The sequence below is a fragment of the Virgibacillus dakarensis genome, assembly GCF_900155625.1.
Taxonomy (GTDB): domain Bacteria; phylum Bacillota; class Bacilli; order Bacillales; family Amphibacillaceae; genus Lentibacillus_C; species Lentibacillus_C populi.
Window position 1 is genome coordinate 1,507,007 of the sequence record NZ_LT732554.1, and the last position, 15,810, is coordinate 1,522,816.

At 39.3% G+C, this 15,810-nt stretch carries 13 protein-coding genes and 1 pseudogene; 11 read left to right on the top strand and 3 right to left on the bottom strand.

The window, feature by feature from the left end; all coding sequences use genetic code 11:
• Window positions 1–9 precede the first annotated feature (9 nt).
• From CZ382_RS16985 to CZ382_RS16995, 4 genes are all read left to right on the top strand, one after another.
• A complete protein-coding gene (locus CZ382_RS16985; protein WP_088052391.1) occupies window positions 10–891 on the top strand; it encodes a carbohydrate ABC transporter permease in 882 nt (293 codons plus the stop codon).
• A gap of 9 nt (window positions 892–900) precedes the next feature.
• Complete coding sequence (gene gnpA / locus CZ382_RS16990; RefSeq protein WP_088053516.1) at window positions 901–3,072, top strand: 1,3-beta-galactosyl-N-acetylhexosamine phosphorylase; 2,172 nt, start codon at window positions 901–903, stop codon at window positions 3,070–3,072.
• On the top strand, window positions 3,062–3,229 hold the full coding sequence (locus tag CZ382_RS23985) for a DUF6903 family protein (protein WP_200809541.1): 168 nt from the start codon (window positions 3,062–3,064) through the stop codon (window positions 3,227–3,229). The genes gnpA and CZ382_RS23985 overlap by 11 nt, the downstream gene beginning before the upstream one ends.
• A gap of 84 nt (window positions 3,230–3,313) precedes the next feature.
• Window positions 3,314–4,216 (top strand): ROK family protein, encoded by a 903-nt coding sequence (locus CZ382_RS16995; RefSeq protein ID WP_088052392.1) that lies wholly within the window; start codon window positions 3,314–3,316, stop codon window positions 4,214–4,216.
• 198 nt (window positions 4,217–4,414) lie between these two features.
• Here CZ382_RS16995 and CZ382_RS17000 read toward each other — a convergent pair whose 3' ends face one another.
• Window positions 4,415–4,612 (bottom strand): twin-arginine translocase TatA/TatE family subunit, encoded by a 198-nt coding sequence (locus tag CZ382_RS17000; RefSeq protein ID WP_088052393.1) that lies wholly within the window; start codon window positions 4,610–4,612, stop codon window positions 4,415–4,417.
• Between the two features lie 523 nt (window positions 4,613–5,135).
• Between CZ382_RS17000 and CZ382_RS17005 the strand changes: the two genes are divergently transcribed.
• The 5 genes and pseudogenes from CZ382_RS17005 (at window position 5,136) to CZ382_RS17030 (ending at window position 9,987) form a co-directional block, all read left to right on the top strand.
• Window positions 5,136–5,510 (top strand): ArsR/SmtB family transcription factor, encoded by a 375-nt coding sequence (locus tag CZ382_RS17005; protein WP_088052394.1) that lies wholly within the window; start codon window positions 5,136–5,138, stop codon window positions 5,508–5,510.
• Window positions 5,511–5,512: 2 nt separating this feature from the next.
• Window positions 5,513–6,382, top strand: a complete 870-nt coding sequence (locus CZ382_RS17010; RefSeq protein WP_196406289.1) for an aldo/keto reductase — start codon at window positions 5,513–5,515, stop codon at window positions 6,380–6,382.
• Window positions 6,383–7,710: 1,328 nt separating this feature from the next.
• The gene (gene chbG, locus CZ382_RS17020) at window positions 7,711–8,445 is read left to right on the top strand and encodes a chitin disaccharide deacetylase (protein WP_088052397.1); all 735 of its coding nucleotides are present in this window, start codon (window positions 7,711–7,713) and stop codon (window positions 8,443–8,445) included.
• A gap of 35 nt (window positions 8,446–8,480) precedes the next feature.
• Window positions 8,481–8,641, top strand: a pseudogene (locus CZ382_RS17025) (PTS lactose/cellobiose transporter subunit IIA); the annotation flags it as partial.
• A gap of 11 nt (window positions 8,642–8,652) precedes the next feature.
• Window positions 8,653–9,987 (top strand): 6-phospho-beta-glucosidase, encoded by a 1,335-nt coding sequence (locus CZ382_RS17030; RefSeq protein WP_088052398.1) that lies wholly within the window; start codon window positions 8,653–8,655, stop codon window positions 9,985–9,987.
• A 353-nt stretch (window positions 9,988–10,340) separates the two neighbouring features.
• Here the strand turns inward: CZ382_RS17030 and CZ382_RS24345 are convergent, their stop codons facing one another.
• A complete protein-coding gene (locus CZ382_RS24345) occupies window positions 10,341–10,619 on the bottom strand; it encodes a hypothetical protein (RefSeq protein WP_155554214.1) in 279 nt (92 codons plus the stop codon).
• Window positions 10,620–11,260: 641 nt separating this feature from the next.
• On the opposite strand from CZ382_RS24345, the gene CZ382_RS17040 reads away from it, so the two are divergent.
• A complete protein-coding gene (locus tag CZ382_RS17040; RefSeq protein WP_327366152.1) occupies window positions 11,261–12,208 on the top strand; it encodes an ROK family protein in 948 nt (315 codons plus the stop codon).
• Between the two features lie 257 nt (window positions 12,209–12,465).
• On the opposite strand, the gene CZ382_RS17045 is transcribed toward CZ382_RS17040, so the two are convergent.
• Window positions 12,466–13,610 (bottom strand): IS3 family transposase gene (locus CZ382_RS17045; protein ID WP_200809510.1). Its coding sequence is split into 2 segments (ribosomal slippage): window positions 12,466–13,352 and window positions 13,352–13,610, totalling 1,146 coding nucleotides; the frame shifts between segments, so codons are not numbered across the junction.
• 358 nt (window positions 13,611–13,968) lie between these two features.
• Here CZ382_RS17045 and CZ382_RS17050 point away from each other — a divergent pair.
• Entirely contained in the window at window positions 13,969–15,768 is a 1,800-nt protein-coding gene (locus CZ382_RS17050) for a sodium:solute symporter family protein (protein WP_088052400.1), read from the top strand.
• Window positions 15,769–15,810: the final 42 nt, after the last annotated feature.

Consider the following 15,810-nt stretch of genomic DNA (forward strand, 5'->3'; position numbering starts at 1 on the left):
TACTATTTCATGAAAAAATCAAAAGGTCTCAGCACAGATACACTTGTTAAACTGTTTATTTATGTTGCTTTAATTGCCTTGGCCATTTCGATTATTGTGCCAGTCGCATGGGTTTTTATGGCTTCCGTCAAGGGAAATTCGGAATTCTATGGGAGTCCCTGGACGCTGCCGGATGGTTTTCATTTTGAAAATTTTATAGAAGCATTTCAGGCGGCAAAAATGGGGGAATACTTGCTTAATTCCGTAGTTGTTACCGCCCTGGCTTTATTGATTTTGCTAGTTGTGGCTTTGCCCGCAGCATATGTGCTATCCAGATTTAAATTTAAGGGGAGCAATTTTCTTAATTCCTTTGTAAAAGCGGGTCTGTTTATTAATGTCAGCTATATTGCGGTACCAATTTTTCTCATGCTGCTGGATTGGGATACGGTTATCAAAGGTATATTGGGGGATGGTTTCTTTTTAAACAATCGATTTATGCTTGCCCTTATCTATGCTGCCACAGCACTGCCGTTTACAATCTATCTCTTATCCAGCTATTTTGAGACATTGCCATCTGATTTTGAAGAAGCAGCAAGCATTGATGGTGCGGGATATTACCGGACGATGTTCTCGGTTATGCTGCCAATGGCAACACCAAGTATTGTGATCGTTATTCTCTTTAACTTTCTGTTGTTTTGGAATGAATATATTTTGGCACTGACGCTAATGCCTGGGGGAAATCAAACGCTCCCGGTTGGGCTGTTGAACTTGATGGCTGCTGAACGATCGGCAGTTAACTACGGACCGTTATATGCCGGCATGGTAATCGTCATGATGCCTACATTAATTTTATATATCATCGTTCAAAAGCGGTTGACACAAGGTATGACTGTTGGAGGAGTGAAAGGATAGGTGCAGGAAATGAAGAAGTCAAAAGGGAGAGTTACGCTGCCAAGTGAGCAAAACTTCTTGGAGGAAACAAAAGAACTGATGGAACGCTGGGGAGCAGATGCACTCCGTGACAGCGATGGAACGAAACTCGACGATGAAATAAAACAACTGGATGCAAAAATATATACAACTTATTTTGTGGCGCGCAGCCACAATGAATTTGCCGAGCAGCATCCAGAAGAAGTACAGCAGCTGTATCTGATGTCACAGTACAATACCGCGAAGGATACAGAACTGGAAATCGCATTTATGAACGGGTATTTTACCGAGCAAATCGAGCCTGATTATATACATGACCCTAAAGTTTGGTGGGAGGTCATCGACCGGACAACCGGGGAAGTAGTTGATACGGATAATTGGGAGGTCAAAAAAACTGCGAATCTGCTGCTGATTCGAAATGCAGTACCTTGGCACGAATATACGGTTTCGTTTTTAGCCTATATGAAATGGGATCCGACACAAATGTACAACCATATAACGAATGACTGGGGAGATAAACCGCATGAAATTCCATTTGATGCCCGCCAGCCGCATTCGAATCAGTTTATTAAAACCTATTTAAAAAAATGGCTGAAGGAAAACCCGGATACAGATGTCGTCCGATTCACCACCTTTTTCTATCATTTTACATTGGTATTCAATCATTTAGGCAAAGAAAAATTTGTGGACTGGTTTGGATATGGAGCAAGTGTATCTGTAGCTGCATTGGAAGCATTTGAACAAGAAAAAGGGTATCGGTTAAGACCGGAAGATATTGTTGACCAAGGCTATTACAATACAACGTTTCGGGTCCCATCAAATGCCTATTTGGATTATATGGACTTTATTCAGCAATTTGTTGCGCGGGAAGTAAAGGAACTGGTGGAGTCGGTCCACGAAAGTGGCAAGGAAGCCATGATGTTTTTAGGCGATAACTGGATTGGAACGGAGCCATATGGTAAGTATTTTGCGGAAACAGGAATCGATGCGGTTGTCGGAAGTGTCGGCGATGGAACAACATTGCGAATGATCGCCGACATCCCGAATGTAAGATATACAGAGGGAAGATTTTTGCCTTACTTTTTCCCAGATACGTTTTACGAAGGTAACAACCCAGTAATTGAAGCGAATGAAAATTGGCTGACTGCCAGAAGAGCACTGATGCGCAAGCCGCTTGACCGGATTGGCTATGGTGGATATGTAAGTTTAGCCTACAAATTTCCTGACTTTGTTAATTATGTCGAGCATATTACGGATGAATTCCGTGATATTTACAGCAAAATCAAGGATGTGAAGCCATATGCCGGAATCAAAGTTGCTATCTTAAATGCCTGGGGCAAACTGAGAACGTGGCAGTCACACACAGTAGCACATGGGAAATGGTACAAACAAACCTATTCGTATCATGGTGTTTTGGAAGCACTCAGCGGTTCTGCTGTAGATGTTACGTTCATTCGTTTTGATGATGTGATCGAACATGGCGTTCCTGAGGATGTGGATGTCATCGTTAATGTGGGCGACGCTGGTACTGCCTTCTCCGGTGGTGAGCGATGGCTTGATGAAGCATTGACCGCAAAAATAAGAGAGTGGGTATACAATGGCGGCGGTTTTATCGGTATTGGAGAACCAACCGCATGCCATCATGAAGGGCGTTATTTCCAGCTTGCCAATGTATTGGGCGTCGATAAAGAATTAGGCTTCAGTTTATCAACAAATAAATACTTTACAGAAGCGGTCGATTCCCATTTTATTGCAGAAGATAGTAATGGGTATGATTTTGGCGAAAGTATGAAAAACATCTATGCATTATGTGATGAAACGGAAATTATTGAGTACACTGACGGGGGAATCCATCTTTCCAGTTCCCCATTTGGAAAAGGTCGCGGTGTATATATCGCCGGTCTTCCTTTCAGTCATGAGAATACACGGTTGCTGATGCGGGCATTGTTTTATGCAGCACATAAGGAGGACCAATTTAAAATTTGGTATGCTTCCAATATACATTGCGAGGTTCATGCATACCCGGAAATTAAAAAATATGCAGTAGTTAACAATTCAACAGAAAAACAAGTCACCGATGTCTACGATGGTTATGGTAAAAAACATAGCGTGAAATTGGCACCAAGTGAAATAATATGGGAGGAATTTTCAGATGAAGGATAATATCTTTCGGATCTTAAAAATTGTCTTCTTTCTCTTTTGCATGTTTTTAATTATTAACGGACAACGGACAGTTGGCAGGATGGAGTTGTTCACCCAATTAATCGGCCTTGCCGGACTACTGTTTTTGCTTTGGAATTATAATCGGAAGTTTACTTGAAAATGGGTAAAAGGGCAAAACCTTGGGGTAGGTCTGGTTTGCCCTCCCTTTTGATTTCTGGAAAAAATGAAGGTAGGGATTTAGATGAAGTATGCAATCGGAATCGATATCGGCGGAACAAAAATTGCCTCCGGAATCGTCAATGAAAAAGGGGATTTGATCCAAAAGGAAGTAGTAAAAAGCGACCCTTCTGACAAAGAGCGGATGTTTTCACAAGTCATCACATCTGTGGAAGCTCTCTTAAATCATTCCAGTATTCCGGCTAATGAAATTTATGGGATTGGTGCAGGAATTCCCGGAAAAGTTGACCGGGAAAACGGTATTGCTGTTTTTCAAAATAATTTGCCATGGAGTAATTTCCGATTTGTCAATCGAATACAAGAAGCGCTGCAGATTGATAGGGTTGTCATCGATAATGATGTCTACATGGCGGCATTTGCCGAGTGGAAGGAAGCAGGTCTAGGGGAAAAGGAATTATTCGTTTACATAACCATAAGTACAGGAATTGCTTGTGCGATTATTCAGGGAGGGCAATTTATTCGCGGGGCGGGCTTTGCTGGTGAAATTGGTTTAGTTCCGGTATATGCGGGGGATCGGGGTAAACATTTGGAGCGACTTGAATGGACTGCCTCGGGTCCTGCTGTACAGGCCCGTGCGAGAGAAGAATATGGGGATGATTCCTTAACAGCGAAGGAACTCTTTTCAGCATTTTATAGTGGCGATGCTAAAGTAAAACAGCTAATTGATGAAATGGCATCATCACTTACGCATGGCGTTTACATGATCCATAGCTTATTGGATCCGCATAAAATTGTTTTTGGCGGAAGTGTTGCGACGCACAATCCTTATTTGCTAAATGTAGTAAGGGAAAAATTGGCTAGTTATTTGATTGAAGAACAGAAACATATTCTGGATGAGATGGACATTAGCAGGTTGGGTAATGAGCAAGGGGTTATTGGTGCGGGGTTAAGGGCACTTGAACTTTAATTATAGGGATTTTGTTTTTTGCTATAAGCCGCGTTTCATATAATAATGAGTGTAGTGACACGCACTTTTTGTATAGCTCTTAAAAATACACTAGAAAAGATGAGTTTTGTTTCCTCTCTTCTAGTGTATTTTTATCACGCATTATCGGGCTGTAATACCCCCACCGAAAGAAGAAGTTCCACTTTATCTTTGGTCATTTTATGGCTTTTCCTTTTTCTTGTTCGCCAAGTTATCTTCGTCACCATCACTGATCAAATCACTGGCTGATTGCTTAAATTCATTTAATGTTTGGCCGGCAGCCTTACCGATTTCCGGCAGCTTCCTGGGCCCGAAAATAATCAGAGCCAGAATGATAATGAGAATTAAGCCCGGAATGCCGATATTAGCTATCCCCATAAGGTTCACCTCTTTACCGAATTTCTAAAACGTACGGTTAGTTTAACCTGTTTGCTTTTGTTTTATCCAAAGAGCGTTTGGCATCAATTTTTAACCAGTAATTCACCACTGTCCAACAAAAATAAAGTTGCATAATTTTAACGAGCGAAAGCCGCATTCTTCCAACCCAAATTGCGGCTGCCTTAAAAATAGTTGTTTAATTTTCATGTTCGATTCCCGTTACGAACAGAATTTGTGATAAAAAAGTTGTAAAAAACTGCTCCACAATCGCGCCCTTTTGAGGAACATCCTTATTGTAACAGAAGTGTCTTTAATACCAACGAATGGCAGGTTTGGTAGCTTCAAAAGTCAATGATCTCGATTTTCTTTCTCGATGTGGCTTAAAAATAAGAACCGTGATATTCTTATTTCGTCGAAGGAATTAATTCATTAATCCAATTGAAAAAAGCAGCTACCGAAGACATTGGAGAAGAGGATTTTATTGGCTTAAAAATATAAACTATCTTATGGGGAGAGGAAAAAAATGATTAATCATGGAGACGGAGAAAATCTGGTAAACAAATTCAATGAAAATCAGGATATATTGTTTGCAATCGGAGATCAAACCAGGCAAGCCATCCTTATTACCCTAATGCAAGGACTACAACATCCCGGTATGCGGGTGGGAGAGATTACGGCAAAAACACATCTTTCACGCCCAACTGTATCCCATCATTTAAAAATCTTGAAGGATGCACAGATCATTAGTGTGCATAAAGTTGGAACCATGAATTATTATCACCTGGACTCCAAAAGCAAGTTCAAGTCACTTAAAGGTCTCATCGATCAGATTGAGGAAATGTTCTTGAAATGTGAATCAGACACTATCCTATATCAGGCCGAAAGGAACGGGGTATGAAAATGACTGTAGAAACTAAGACAAATGAAGCGGTTAATGGCGTGAAAATCCCTCAATTGGGTTTCGGGGTGTACAAAATTAAGAAAAAAGAAGAGTTTGAAAGGGCGATTCGTGAGGCTATACGGGTAGGATATCGCCATTTTGATACGGCAAAAATTTATGGAAATGAAAAAGCATTAGGAACAGCCATTGAAAAAAGTCAGATTCCCCGAGAACAATTTTTCATCACTTCTAAAGTGTGGAATACGGATCACGGCTACAAAGCGACCAAGAAGGCGTTTGATCAAACCTGTAAAAAGCTGAATGTAAGGTATCTGGATATGTACCTCATCCATTTTGCTTCCTCTCACTATCTGGAAACATGGAAGGCAATGGAGGAACTATACATGGAGGGAAGGATCAAGGTCATTGGCGTTGCGAATTTTGAAATTCAACACCTTGAAAACATCAAGAAACATTCCGAAATCCCACCGATGATTAACCAGATTGAAACGCACCCGGAGTTCCCGCAAAATGAACTTCACGACTACCTCAAGAATCATCACATCTTACATGAGGCTTGGGGACCTTTAGGACAAGGGAATAAAGCGTTATTAGAACATCCAGAGTTAAAAATCATTGCCCGTGATCATCAGAAAACGGTAGCCCAAGTCATTCTACGTTGGCATCTACAACGAGGCATTATTATTATTCCAAAATCATCAAATCCAAAAAGAATTAAGGAGAACAGCGAGATTTTTGATTTTGTGTTAACCCATGAAGAAATGGGGAAAATCAGCCAACTCAACACGGGAAAAAGGTATTCGATAAACCCCACTGGTTACATGATTCATCCATTTTACAATAGATTGATGAAAATTTTCATGAAGTAGGCCAGTATATAATTTTAATGCCATTACAGATTTGAGCGTTTTTCTTTTTCAAGAAAAACGCCCACTTCAGGAAGAAATTTATTCCTGAAATGCGCCCAATAAATGAATAAATGTTCCTCTTTAACCCATTATCTTAAACGAAAATATCTCCAAATAAAAAGTATCATTGTACCAAATGAAGACGGGGAACCAGCTATCCCCTTCGCCATTTATGCTGATGGAGTTGTGGTGGGGTTTTTGATGTATTCTTAAGTTATAGGAAAGTATAAAAATTTAGGTTGCGTTAATGTCACTTTCTGCGAGAGCCACGTCCGGCTCCAGCGCCCAGCAACTAGCAAACTTCACACTTCTCCACTACGATAAGTCAACATCGGTTCGCTTCCAGCTCACCGTGTTTCCTTTATCTCATTGCGAAGTGCTCCAGTTTGTACGTTGCTAAACGGGCGCTTGCGCCTTTGTTCTGATATATTGGATCATGAATCATTTGAAAATGAAATTTTTTACAGGGAGATGGGCTAATCATTTTTATTCTCCTCTCCTAAGACAAGTCACTTCCAAACATAGTCTAAAACATTCCAAGTATCATTACCATTATTCTCAAAATAGGGTACATAAAATATTCATCAATGCTAAACTCTTCTCTCCCTGTGATCTCTAATCCTTGTTCCGCAAAATGGCCCAGATTCTGGAGGATTAAGGATATGAATTATACAACTTTATTACGCTTAACCACTTTTTATAGTAAGGTGGTAGAAGTGAAGGTTGTTTTCTTTGGCTACATTCTTTCTTCAACCTTGTTTAAGTCAGATTGACCATACTTGCTTTTAGAGATATATTTCAAAATAAAAATACATTTCCCACGGAATACCTTCACGTAATGAGATATCGATAGAGAATCGCAGCTCGAATTTCCGATTTTAAATAAAACCTATTTTGGTGAATAGAATTGATCATATGCGAAACAATCGAATGACAACTATATTGAGAGAACTAAATGTCAGCAAAATTTCCAATAACATGTGGATACTTGCTAATGTTATCTAGGTAGCTCACAGAACAGTCAGGAATGATATAATGGAACTAAATAGTGTTATCTCTAAATATGGAAGCAAGATCAAATCAATGCAAGGGATTGGATATAAGCTAAGCTTGAAGTTTTGGCCCACTAGATGTTTCTTAAATTGTTTCAACGGGTTTTTTAGGACTGACTGTTTACAAATAGATCCAATCCCAATTCTTTCTGAAGAGCGAGTTGGAATGGCAATGATTTGAAAATGCCGCGAATCATTAGTTGTAAATAATCAGGAAAAGTAGAGAGGGTGTGGGATATGACAAAGTTAATTATCAATGCGGACGATTTTGGTTATTCCAAGGGCGTTAATTTGGGAATTATTGAAGCGTATAAAAATGGTATCGTAACATCAAGTACAATGATGACGAATATGCCGTTTGCCGATGATGCTGCAGCACTCGCTAAAGTGAACCCTGGGCTCGGAGTAGGTGTACATCTTGTATTAGACTGTGGATTTCCGGTTAACAATAATGTACCTTCCCTCATCGATAAAGAGGGAAAGTTTCGTAAAATCGATGGAATGAGTTGGAATGCCGAGGAAAGGGATATAGAGAAAGAGTATACAAGTCAAATCGAAAAATTTCTTTCATTTGGTCTAGTTCCTACACACCTCGACAGTCACCATCATTTACACGGTCATGAAAAGGTGTTTCCTATTGTAGAAAAGCTGGCAAACAAGTACAACCTGCCAATTCGAAATGTAACTAATCACTCAGGAGCAACCCAGTTGAATATGGTTCAGTATTTTGACCAACGTTTTTATGGGGATCAATTAACATCTGATGTTTTGTTGAAAATACTAGATAAAGTAGGCTCATATGATTCAGCAGAAATTATGACACACCCGGCGTATATAGATGAAGCTTTGCTTTCGGGAAGCTCCTATGCTCTACAACGTGCCAGAGAATTAACTATACTAACGGACAAAAAGATACTTCAGAACATTTTAGATAAAGATGTAGAGCTCGTGACGTATAGGGATATAGGATGATAAGTATTTTTTGGAGTCACTTAGATGTGTCTTGCAAGGCACATAGATTTCAGACTGATTTAATTTAGGGGGAGCAAGAGGGGAAAAGAAAGAAGTAAGATTACTGCTTGTGCATGCGCAGGATCATTTGATGAATGCGATAACAGTTATTGATCTGGCTGGAGAGTTAATCGCTATTCAGAAAAAACTTGCTTAGGGGGATCAACTATGAGTAAAAAAATCAAAATTGCAACAATCGGTGGAGGCTCCAGCTACACACCGGAACTTGTCGAGGGATTTATTAAACGATATGAGGAGTTTCCGTTATCAGAGTTGTGGTTAGTTGATATTGAAGAGGGAAAAGAAAAATTGGAAATTGTCGGGAACCTGGCTAAACGTATGATTGCTAAGGCTGGACTGCCAATCGATGTTTATTTAACACTAGATCGCAGGGAAGCATTAAAAGACGCTGATTTCGTTACTACTCAATTCCGTGTAGGGCTGCTTAATGCACGGGCAAAAGACGAGAGAATCCCGTTGAAATATGGTGTCCTTGGTCAGGAAACAAATGGCCCTGGCGGATTGTTTAAAGGGTTACGGACTATTCCGGTTATCTTGGACATTTGCAAGGAAATGGAGGAATTATGTCCGAATGCCTGGCTTATTAATTTTGCTAATCCAGCGGGAATGATAACGGAGGCTGTACTGCGTTATTCAAATATTGAAAAAGTAGTTGGGCTTTGCAATGTGCCGATTGGTATGGAAATGGGTATTGCGAAATTATTAGATGTGGATCATTCCCGTGTTCGCATTGACTTTGCCGGGCTAAATCACATGGTTTATGGTTTGGATGTTTATGTTGATGGTGTCAGTGTAAAGGAACAGGTGATGGAAAAATTAACCGATCCTGAGAACAGCAGCTTCGTAAAAAATATTGAAGGTCAGGGTTGGGAGCCGGAGTTCTTACGGGCGTTAAATGCACTGCCATGTCCGTACCATAACTATTATTATAAATCCAAAGATATGGTCGATAAGGCCTTGAAAAGCGCTGAAACAGAAGGTACTCGTGCTGAAGTGGTGCAAAAGCTTGAGAATGAACTATTTGAATTATATAAGAACCCTGATTTGGTAATTAAACCACCACAATTAGAAGAGCGCGGCGGTGCTTATTATTCCGATGCTGCAGTGCGATTGATTACCTCTATTTACAATGATAAACGGGATATTCAGCCTGTAAACACGATGAACCGTGGTGCAATTGCCAGCATTCCGAATGATTCAGCGGTAGAGGTAAGCTGTATTATCACAAAGGATGGTCCAAAGCCGATTACCGTCGGAGATTTGCCAGTTCCTGTTCGTGGACTTGTTCAGTCAATTAAATCATTTGAACGTGTAGCGGCTGAAGCGGCAGTAACTGGTAATTATAATACAGCAGTTCTTGCGTTAACGATTAATCCACTTACACCATCTGATACGATCGCTAAACAAATCGTTGATGAAATGCTTGATGCGCATAGAGAATATTTGCCACAGTTTTTTAAAGAGACTGTTGAAACAAAATAGAAAAGACAATAACGGTTCTAGTGCTGTGTGTATTAGTAGCCGTTATTGTTTTTTTATGAAAATAACCGCCACTAATTTGTTATATTAAACTCCAATTAATTGAATAGATTTCGAATAGAATTTACTCGGAACTTCTCTAATTTCTTTTATCCATTCTGATGGCCATTCTTGTGGTAACAGTATTTGATCGCCATCTCCGTCTAGTAATGTTCCTGTTTTGATATATTGCTTTTCAACTCTACCTATGTTTAAAACCTTACCCTTTGGAACTTCTATTACAGCTTCATACTGTCTAGTATTTCCTCAACAGTATTTTATTTTTGCGTTTATTCTATTACCACCTGAACTAGTAGTTACAATGCCCCATTAGCTCTTGCTCCACCACCAAAAGATCTATAAAAAGTTATGTTTTCTTTTGTTACTACAGTTCTATAAACGCTGTCTGTAAATGACTCACTTATCCAATCAGGTAAATCCTCTTTTTCAATTACTTTTACTTTGTCATCAATATTAGTAGAATACTTACCAAATTTACCATTATCTGTCCGCTTAATCCCTCCCATATTCCTCTCGTTTCCCCACAAACTCTCTGCCTTCAAAATCAACTGATATTTATAGCGTTTTTGCTTCAATCTACAGCGAATCCCGGACAATCTACAGCGATTCTGGCTCGTTCTACAGCGATTATCCATCAATCTACAGCGCACCGCTCAAGTCTACAGCGTTTTTACTTTAATCAGCGCATAATCTGGCATATTAGTATTAATTATATAAATTTTAAGGAATGGCGATCTCCAAGTCCAGCTGCTTAGTGGCTTGTGTACAACACCCGCCTCCATTGGATAAGACAACACCTATGCAGGGTATGCTGCGTTAATAACCGGCGTCGAACTAGCTTACATCCAGCAGATCCGGTTCTTTTTAGATGATTTTACTTTCAACAATGGCTATAGACTTGTTCTTAGATCTTCGTAGATTGTTCACTGACTGCTTCTAGTTTATCATGTACCAAGTTTACCCTGATTTATTTTCATCACTATCAAGAATGCCCTCTCTTTTTCCATCCTTTCTCTTTATAGTAGTTCACCCAATTTTGGACAATACTTTTCCATTATACCGAATTTTTATTCAAGTTTTTATAGACAAAAATATAACTCCGTGATATTATTAAAAAAATTAGTAAATGTTTTATTATATTTATTTACTAAATAATTTATTTAATTTTTGAAAGCGCATTCTAGCTTGATTTATGAAATAAGAGGTGAACAACTTGGTGTATGCATTAGGTGTTGATATAGGTGGTACGAAGGTTGCGTCTGTTGTGATTAATCAGCAAGCTGAAATATTATATCGATCAGAGGTTAAAAGCAACCCGACAGATAAAGAAGCAATGTTTAAACAGGTAGTTTTAAGTATTGAAAAGGTCCTAGCGAAATCGCAAATGGAAAAAAATAACATGATAGGAATGGGGGTAGGAGTCCCAGGGAAAGTAGACCGCCATAATGGGATTGCTGTATATCAAAATAACCTGCCCTGGCATCACTTTCCGATAGTTAAGCGGTTACGTGATTACTTTTCGATAAAGAATATAACCATTGATAATGATGTCTACATGGCGGCATTTGCAGAATGGAAGCAGGCAAATGTAAACGATCAAAATACTTTTGTATACATAACGGTGAGTACTGGAGTGTCCTGTTCCATTATTCATCAGGGGTCATTTGTACGCGGGGCAGGATTTGCGGGGGAAATTGGATTGTTCCCGGTTCTGGCAAAATCCTCTCTAAATGGGATTGCTAATTTAGAAAAATCCGCGTCCGGTCCGGCAATTCAGAAACTAGCTGAAAAGAACTTTAAAGATAGGAAAATTTCAATAGCAGATTTTTTTCAGGAATATCATAACGGTAACGCCATTGCGCTTTCTGCAATGGATGAAATTGTTGAGTCATTAGCTCATGGTATTTACTCCATCATTTGCTTATTGGATCCACATAGAATTGTATTTGGCGGAGGAGTAATGAATAACAACCCATTTCTTTTAGATTTGCTAAAGGATGAACTCCAAAACTACTTAATACCTGAACAGTTTGGGATTCTGGAGAGGATGACACTAAGTATCTTAAAAGAAAATGCGGGAATTGTTGGGGCTGGTTTAAAAGGGGTGGAGAGCCCTGTCCATATAGCTGAACCATTGCTGAAAGGGGGAGGACCTATGTCGTAACAATGGTTATTAGATAATTAATAAACATTTATGTTAATGGGTTACTTCAAAAAAGGCCACTCATTTTCGCTAATATATGTAGTGCATGTATATGCGATTAACCATATTATGGATCTATGTCAAGAAATTGGACACTAGAAATGGTGAATTTTTTAAATTCCTACCGCGCTCCGCTTGCTTCCCTCTCTGTTAAAATAAGGGGAAAGAACGCCCCTTCTTTTAACAGAGAGGCTAGTACGTTTTTCTATAAAGCTATCTTACCTTAGATACATTTTTTCATACGCCATTGGTGCCATATATCCAATGGTCGAGTGAATTCGCTTGAAATTATAAAACGTCATGATGTAAGAGAAGATATTACGCTTTGCTTCTTCTCTGGTTTGATAATTCTCATGAAAGATTAATTCCTTCTTGAGCACACTATGAAACGACTCGATACATGCATTATCATAACAGTTGCCTTTCCGGCTCATACTTGTGATGATATGATGTTTTCTTAAAAGCGCCTGATACTCCTTCGCTGCATATTGGCTGCCTCTATCTGAATGATGAATCAACCCTTCTTGCGGCGTTTGCTGGCTGATGGCTCTTTTTAATGCAGTGAGTGTTAATTCTTTGGTCATTCGATGACTCATTGCCCAACCAATAATTCGCCTGGAAAACAAATCCATGACGGTCGCTAGGTAGAGCCATCCTTCTTTGGTCCAAATGTACGTGATATCGCTCACCCATACTTGTCCTGGCTTATCTACCCGAAAATTTTGGTTTAATAGATTTGGATAGACAGGGTGCGAATGCTTCGAGTTCGTTGTCGCCTTATATTTCTTCACCGTTTTAGAACGTAAGCCATTTTCCCTCATGATACGAGACACCGTTTTTTGAGAAACAGGTATCCCTTCACCACGTAAAACCTGGGTGATTTTAGGGCTTCCATACCTTCTCTTCGATTCAATAAATACACGTTTGATTTGGGACGTCAGTTTTTGTTTGCGTTTGGCTCGATCGCTGACAGGACGATCTCTCCACTCATAATAACCACTCTTGGAAACACCTAGTACTTGGCACATCTTCTCTACACGAAATTCGTGGCGGTGTTCTTGGATAAATACATAAATTATCTCTGGTTTTTTGCGAAGATGCCCATAGCCTTTTTTAAAATAGCTACCTCCTCTTCCAAATCCCGAATCCGTTTATCTTTTTCATATCCAGCTTGATCTTTAGGACTTCGATTCCCACTTCCTACAAAACTATCCTCTTGGTCCTCCTTATACTTAGCTACCCATTTTTGCAGCGTCTGTGGGACTAAATCTAATTCCCTTGCCACTTCTGCTGTTTTCCTACCGTCTTCGGCTACCAGTTTCACTGCGTATACTTTAAATTCTTTATCATATCGTTTGGCCATCTTAGACACTCCTAGAGATTATTATATTTAGTATAAAAATCCCCATTTGTTATGTCCAATTATTAGACTAACATCATTATACTGTGGTTTTGAATAGTGTTTTTTAGAAACAGCTTTTTTTGGGGACTGATCATGTTAATTAATTACTAAGTAGTTAGGGGATGATACCAGTAAACTTTGAACTTAACATTACTTTCAAAAGGGATTAAATATAAAATGAAAGCGGTATAACCAAAGTTTCGAAAGTTATTTACTAACTTAAAACGTTCGGAAATTTGTAAAATTATCCTAACAATATCTTTTTCCTATCGTTTTTCATAAATTTGCAATTTAGAAATTTTACGGGAGGTTGGTTAAAATGAGTGTAGAAAATTGGATTGTTCTTGCTACCATGGGTGCTTACCTTTTGTTTATGTTATGGATTGGTCGGAGAACTTCCCATAGTGTTAGTGATTTAGATAGTTATATACTTGCGGGTCGAAATCTTTCTTGGCCAATGCTGGCAATGACATATCTTGCGACGGTGGCTAGTACAGTACAGCTTTTAGGACAACCGGGCCTTGCTTATGAGAACGGTTTCTCTTTGTACTTTTGGGAAAAGGTTGTAGTTATTACAGTTATTATTCTATTTGTGGTTCCTTTGGCTAGACGATTAAGGGGTTTGAAAGTTTCGACTCTTGCGGATATAGCTTTAGCTAGATTTCCGGATAGCAATCGAATACATTATATTTTAACAATTACACAAATTATTTGGGGGATTTTTGTTGCAGCTCTTTCTGTTTTTGGAGGTTCATTATTAGTCACGACAGTAACAGGTATCCCGTTACCTGTATCACTGGTAATTATCGTTGGTGTTACCTTAGGTTACACTATCCTAGGAGGTCTTAGTGCTGTTGTGGTCACTGATGCTGCACAATGGGGCATTATTATAATCGGATCTGCTATATTTCTTCCTTTACTATATTTAGCAGTTGATCCGTTTACCACATTTTTTGCACAGTATCTTGGAGCTGACGGTTTCTCTTTAACACAGGCAGCTTCTAATACAAATATCGAACCGGGCTTTACAGATATATATACTTTACCAGTGGCCCCGTTAACCGCCATTGCTTTTCTTATAACATCAGGAGGTTTACCTGCAGTAGATCCCAGTTATGCACAAAGGCTGTTATCTGCTCGCAGTGAACGGGAGGGTCGAAAAGGGTTATATGTTTTTGCAGGAGTTTATTTGTTACTTATGACTCTAATTTTAACGGTCGGAATGTACGGGGCTGGGTTAAGACCAACCCTTGAAAATCCAGACCAAATTTTACTGGTTATGGCTCAAGATTATTTGCCGCTATTCGGAAAGGCATTATTTCTTACAGCTGTCGCAGCGGCAGCAATGTCAACCGTATCTTCTTATTTAAATGTCACAGCTGGTTTAATTGTTAAGAACCTTATTTTAGAATTAGTGCCCGGTCTTTCACAAAAACGTCAAATTTTTTGGGCGCGTATAAGTACTGTGATTGTAGCGGTAGTAACCTTGTCGTTTGCACCTATAGCTACTACTGGCCTTGCTGTTGCAGCCGTAGCGGCACAAATTATATTAATTGCGGCAATGGGGCCGCTCATTTATCTAATCTTATTTTGGCGAAGACTTACTGAAAGGGCCGCTTTTTGGGGGACATTAATAACTGCTGTAGCAACATTTATGCTTGTAATTGTTGTAGGAGGCCCTGACGCAGCTGTTTTAGGACCAGGGTTATTTGGGTTACCGGTGCTATTCTGGGGATTTATGATTGCTGCAATTACTTTTGGTGGTTTAAGCTTCTTAGAACCATATTCGCCACATAATCTATCACCTAAATTTCGATCTGTTTTTGAGAGAAATTCCCCAAAGGTGATGCTTTCCAATCGGGGATTAATTGGTGTATGTGTTATGTGGTTGGTGTTGTTTATACCTTGGGGATACATGAAGCTTTCAGGAACCCATTCCGCGTTTCCTTTCCTAGGTGGCAGCTTTTCATGGTTTACTGATATTTTTTTCTTAGTAGCGGCTTTTTTAGTTTTTGGTTTAAGTATTTATTTAATGACACGTTTAGTTAAGTTTTTGCGGAGAAGCAACTATGACAAGGTTACGGAAGAGGTTGAAAATCAACGAATCAATCAAGGGTGATCATAAGATATCTTAATTTAGTAATTTTCATGATATAAAAAA

What these genes read in the sequence shown, in the direction of transcription:
- chbG (WP_088052397.1), top strand. Translation starts at nt 7,711, where the DNA reads ATGACAAAGTTAATTATCAATGCGGACGATTTTGGTTATTCCAAGGGC.
- CZ382_RS17030 (WP_088052398.1), top strand. Translation starts at nt 8,653, where the DNA reads ATGAGTAAAAAAATCAAAATTGCAACAATCGGTGGAGGCTCCAGCTAC.
- CZ382_RS17010 (WP_196406289.1), top strand. Translation starts at nt 5,513, where the DNA reads ATGACTGTAGAAACTAAGACAAATGAAGCGGTTAATGGCGTGAAAATC.
- CZ382_RS17005 (WP_088052394.1), top strand. Translation starts at nt 5,136, where the DNA reads ATGATTAATCATGGAGACGGAGAAAATCTGGTAAACAAATTCAATGAA.
- CZ382_RS23985 (WP_200809541.1), top strand. Translation starts at nt 3,062, where the DNA reads ATGAAGGATAATATCTTTCGGATCTTAAAAATTGTCTTCTTTCTCTTT.
- CZ382_RS17050 (WP_088052400.1), top strand. Translation starts at nt 13,969, where the DNA reads ATGAGTGTAGAAAATTGGATTGTTCTTGCTACCATGGGTGCTTACCTT.
- CZ382_RS17000 (WP_088052393.1), bottom strand. Translation starts at nt 4,612, where the DNA reads ATGGGGATAGCTAATATCGGCATTCCGGGCTTAATTCTCATTATCATT.
- CZ382_RS16995 (WP_088052392.1), top strand. Translation starts at nt 3,314, where the DNA reads ATGAAGTATGCAATCGGAATCGATATCGGCGGAACAAAAATTGCCTCC.
- gnpA (WP_088053516.1), top strand. Translation starts at nt 901, where the DNA reads ATGAAGAAGTCAAAAGGGAGAGTTACGCTGCCAAGTGAGCAAAACTTC.
- CZ382_RS16985 (WP_088052391.1), top strand. Translation starts at nt 10, where the DNA reads ATGAAAAAATCAAAAGGTCTCAGCACAGATACACTTGTTAAACTGTTT.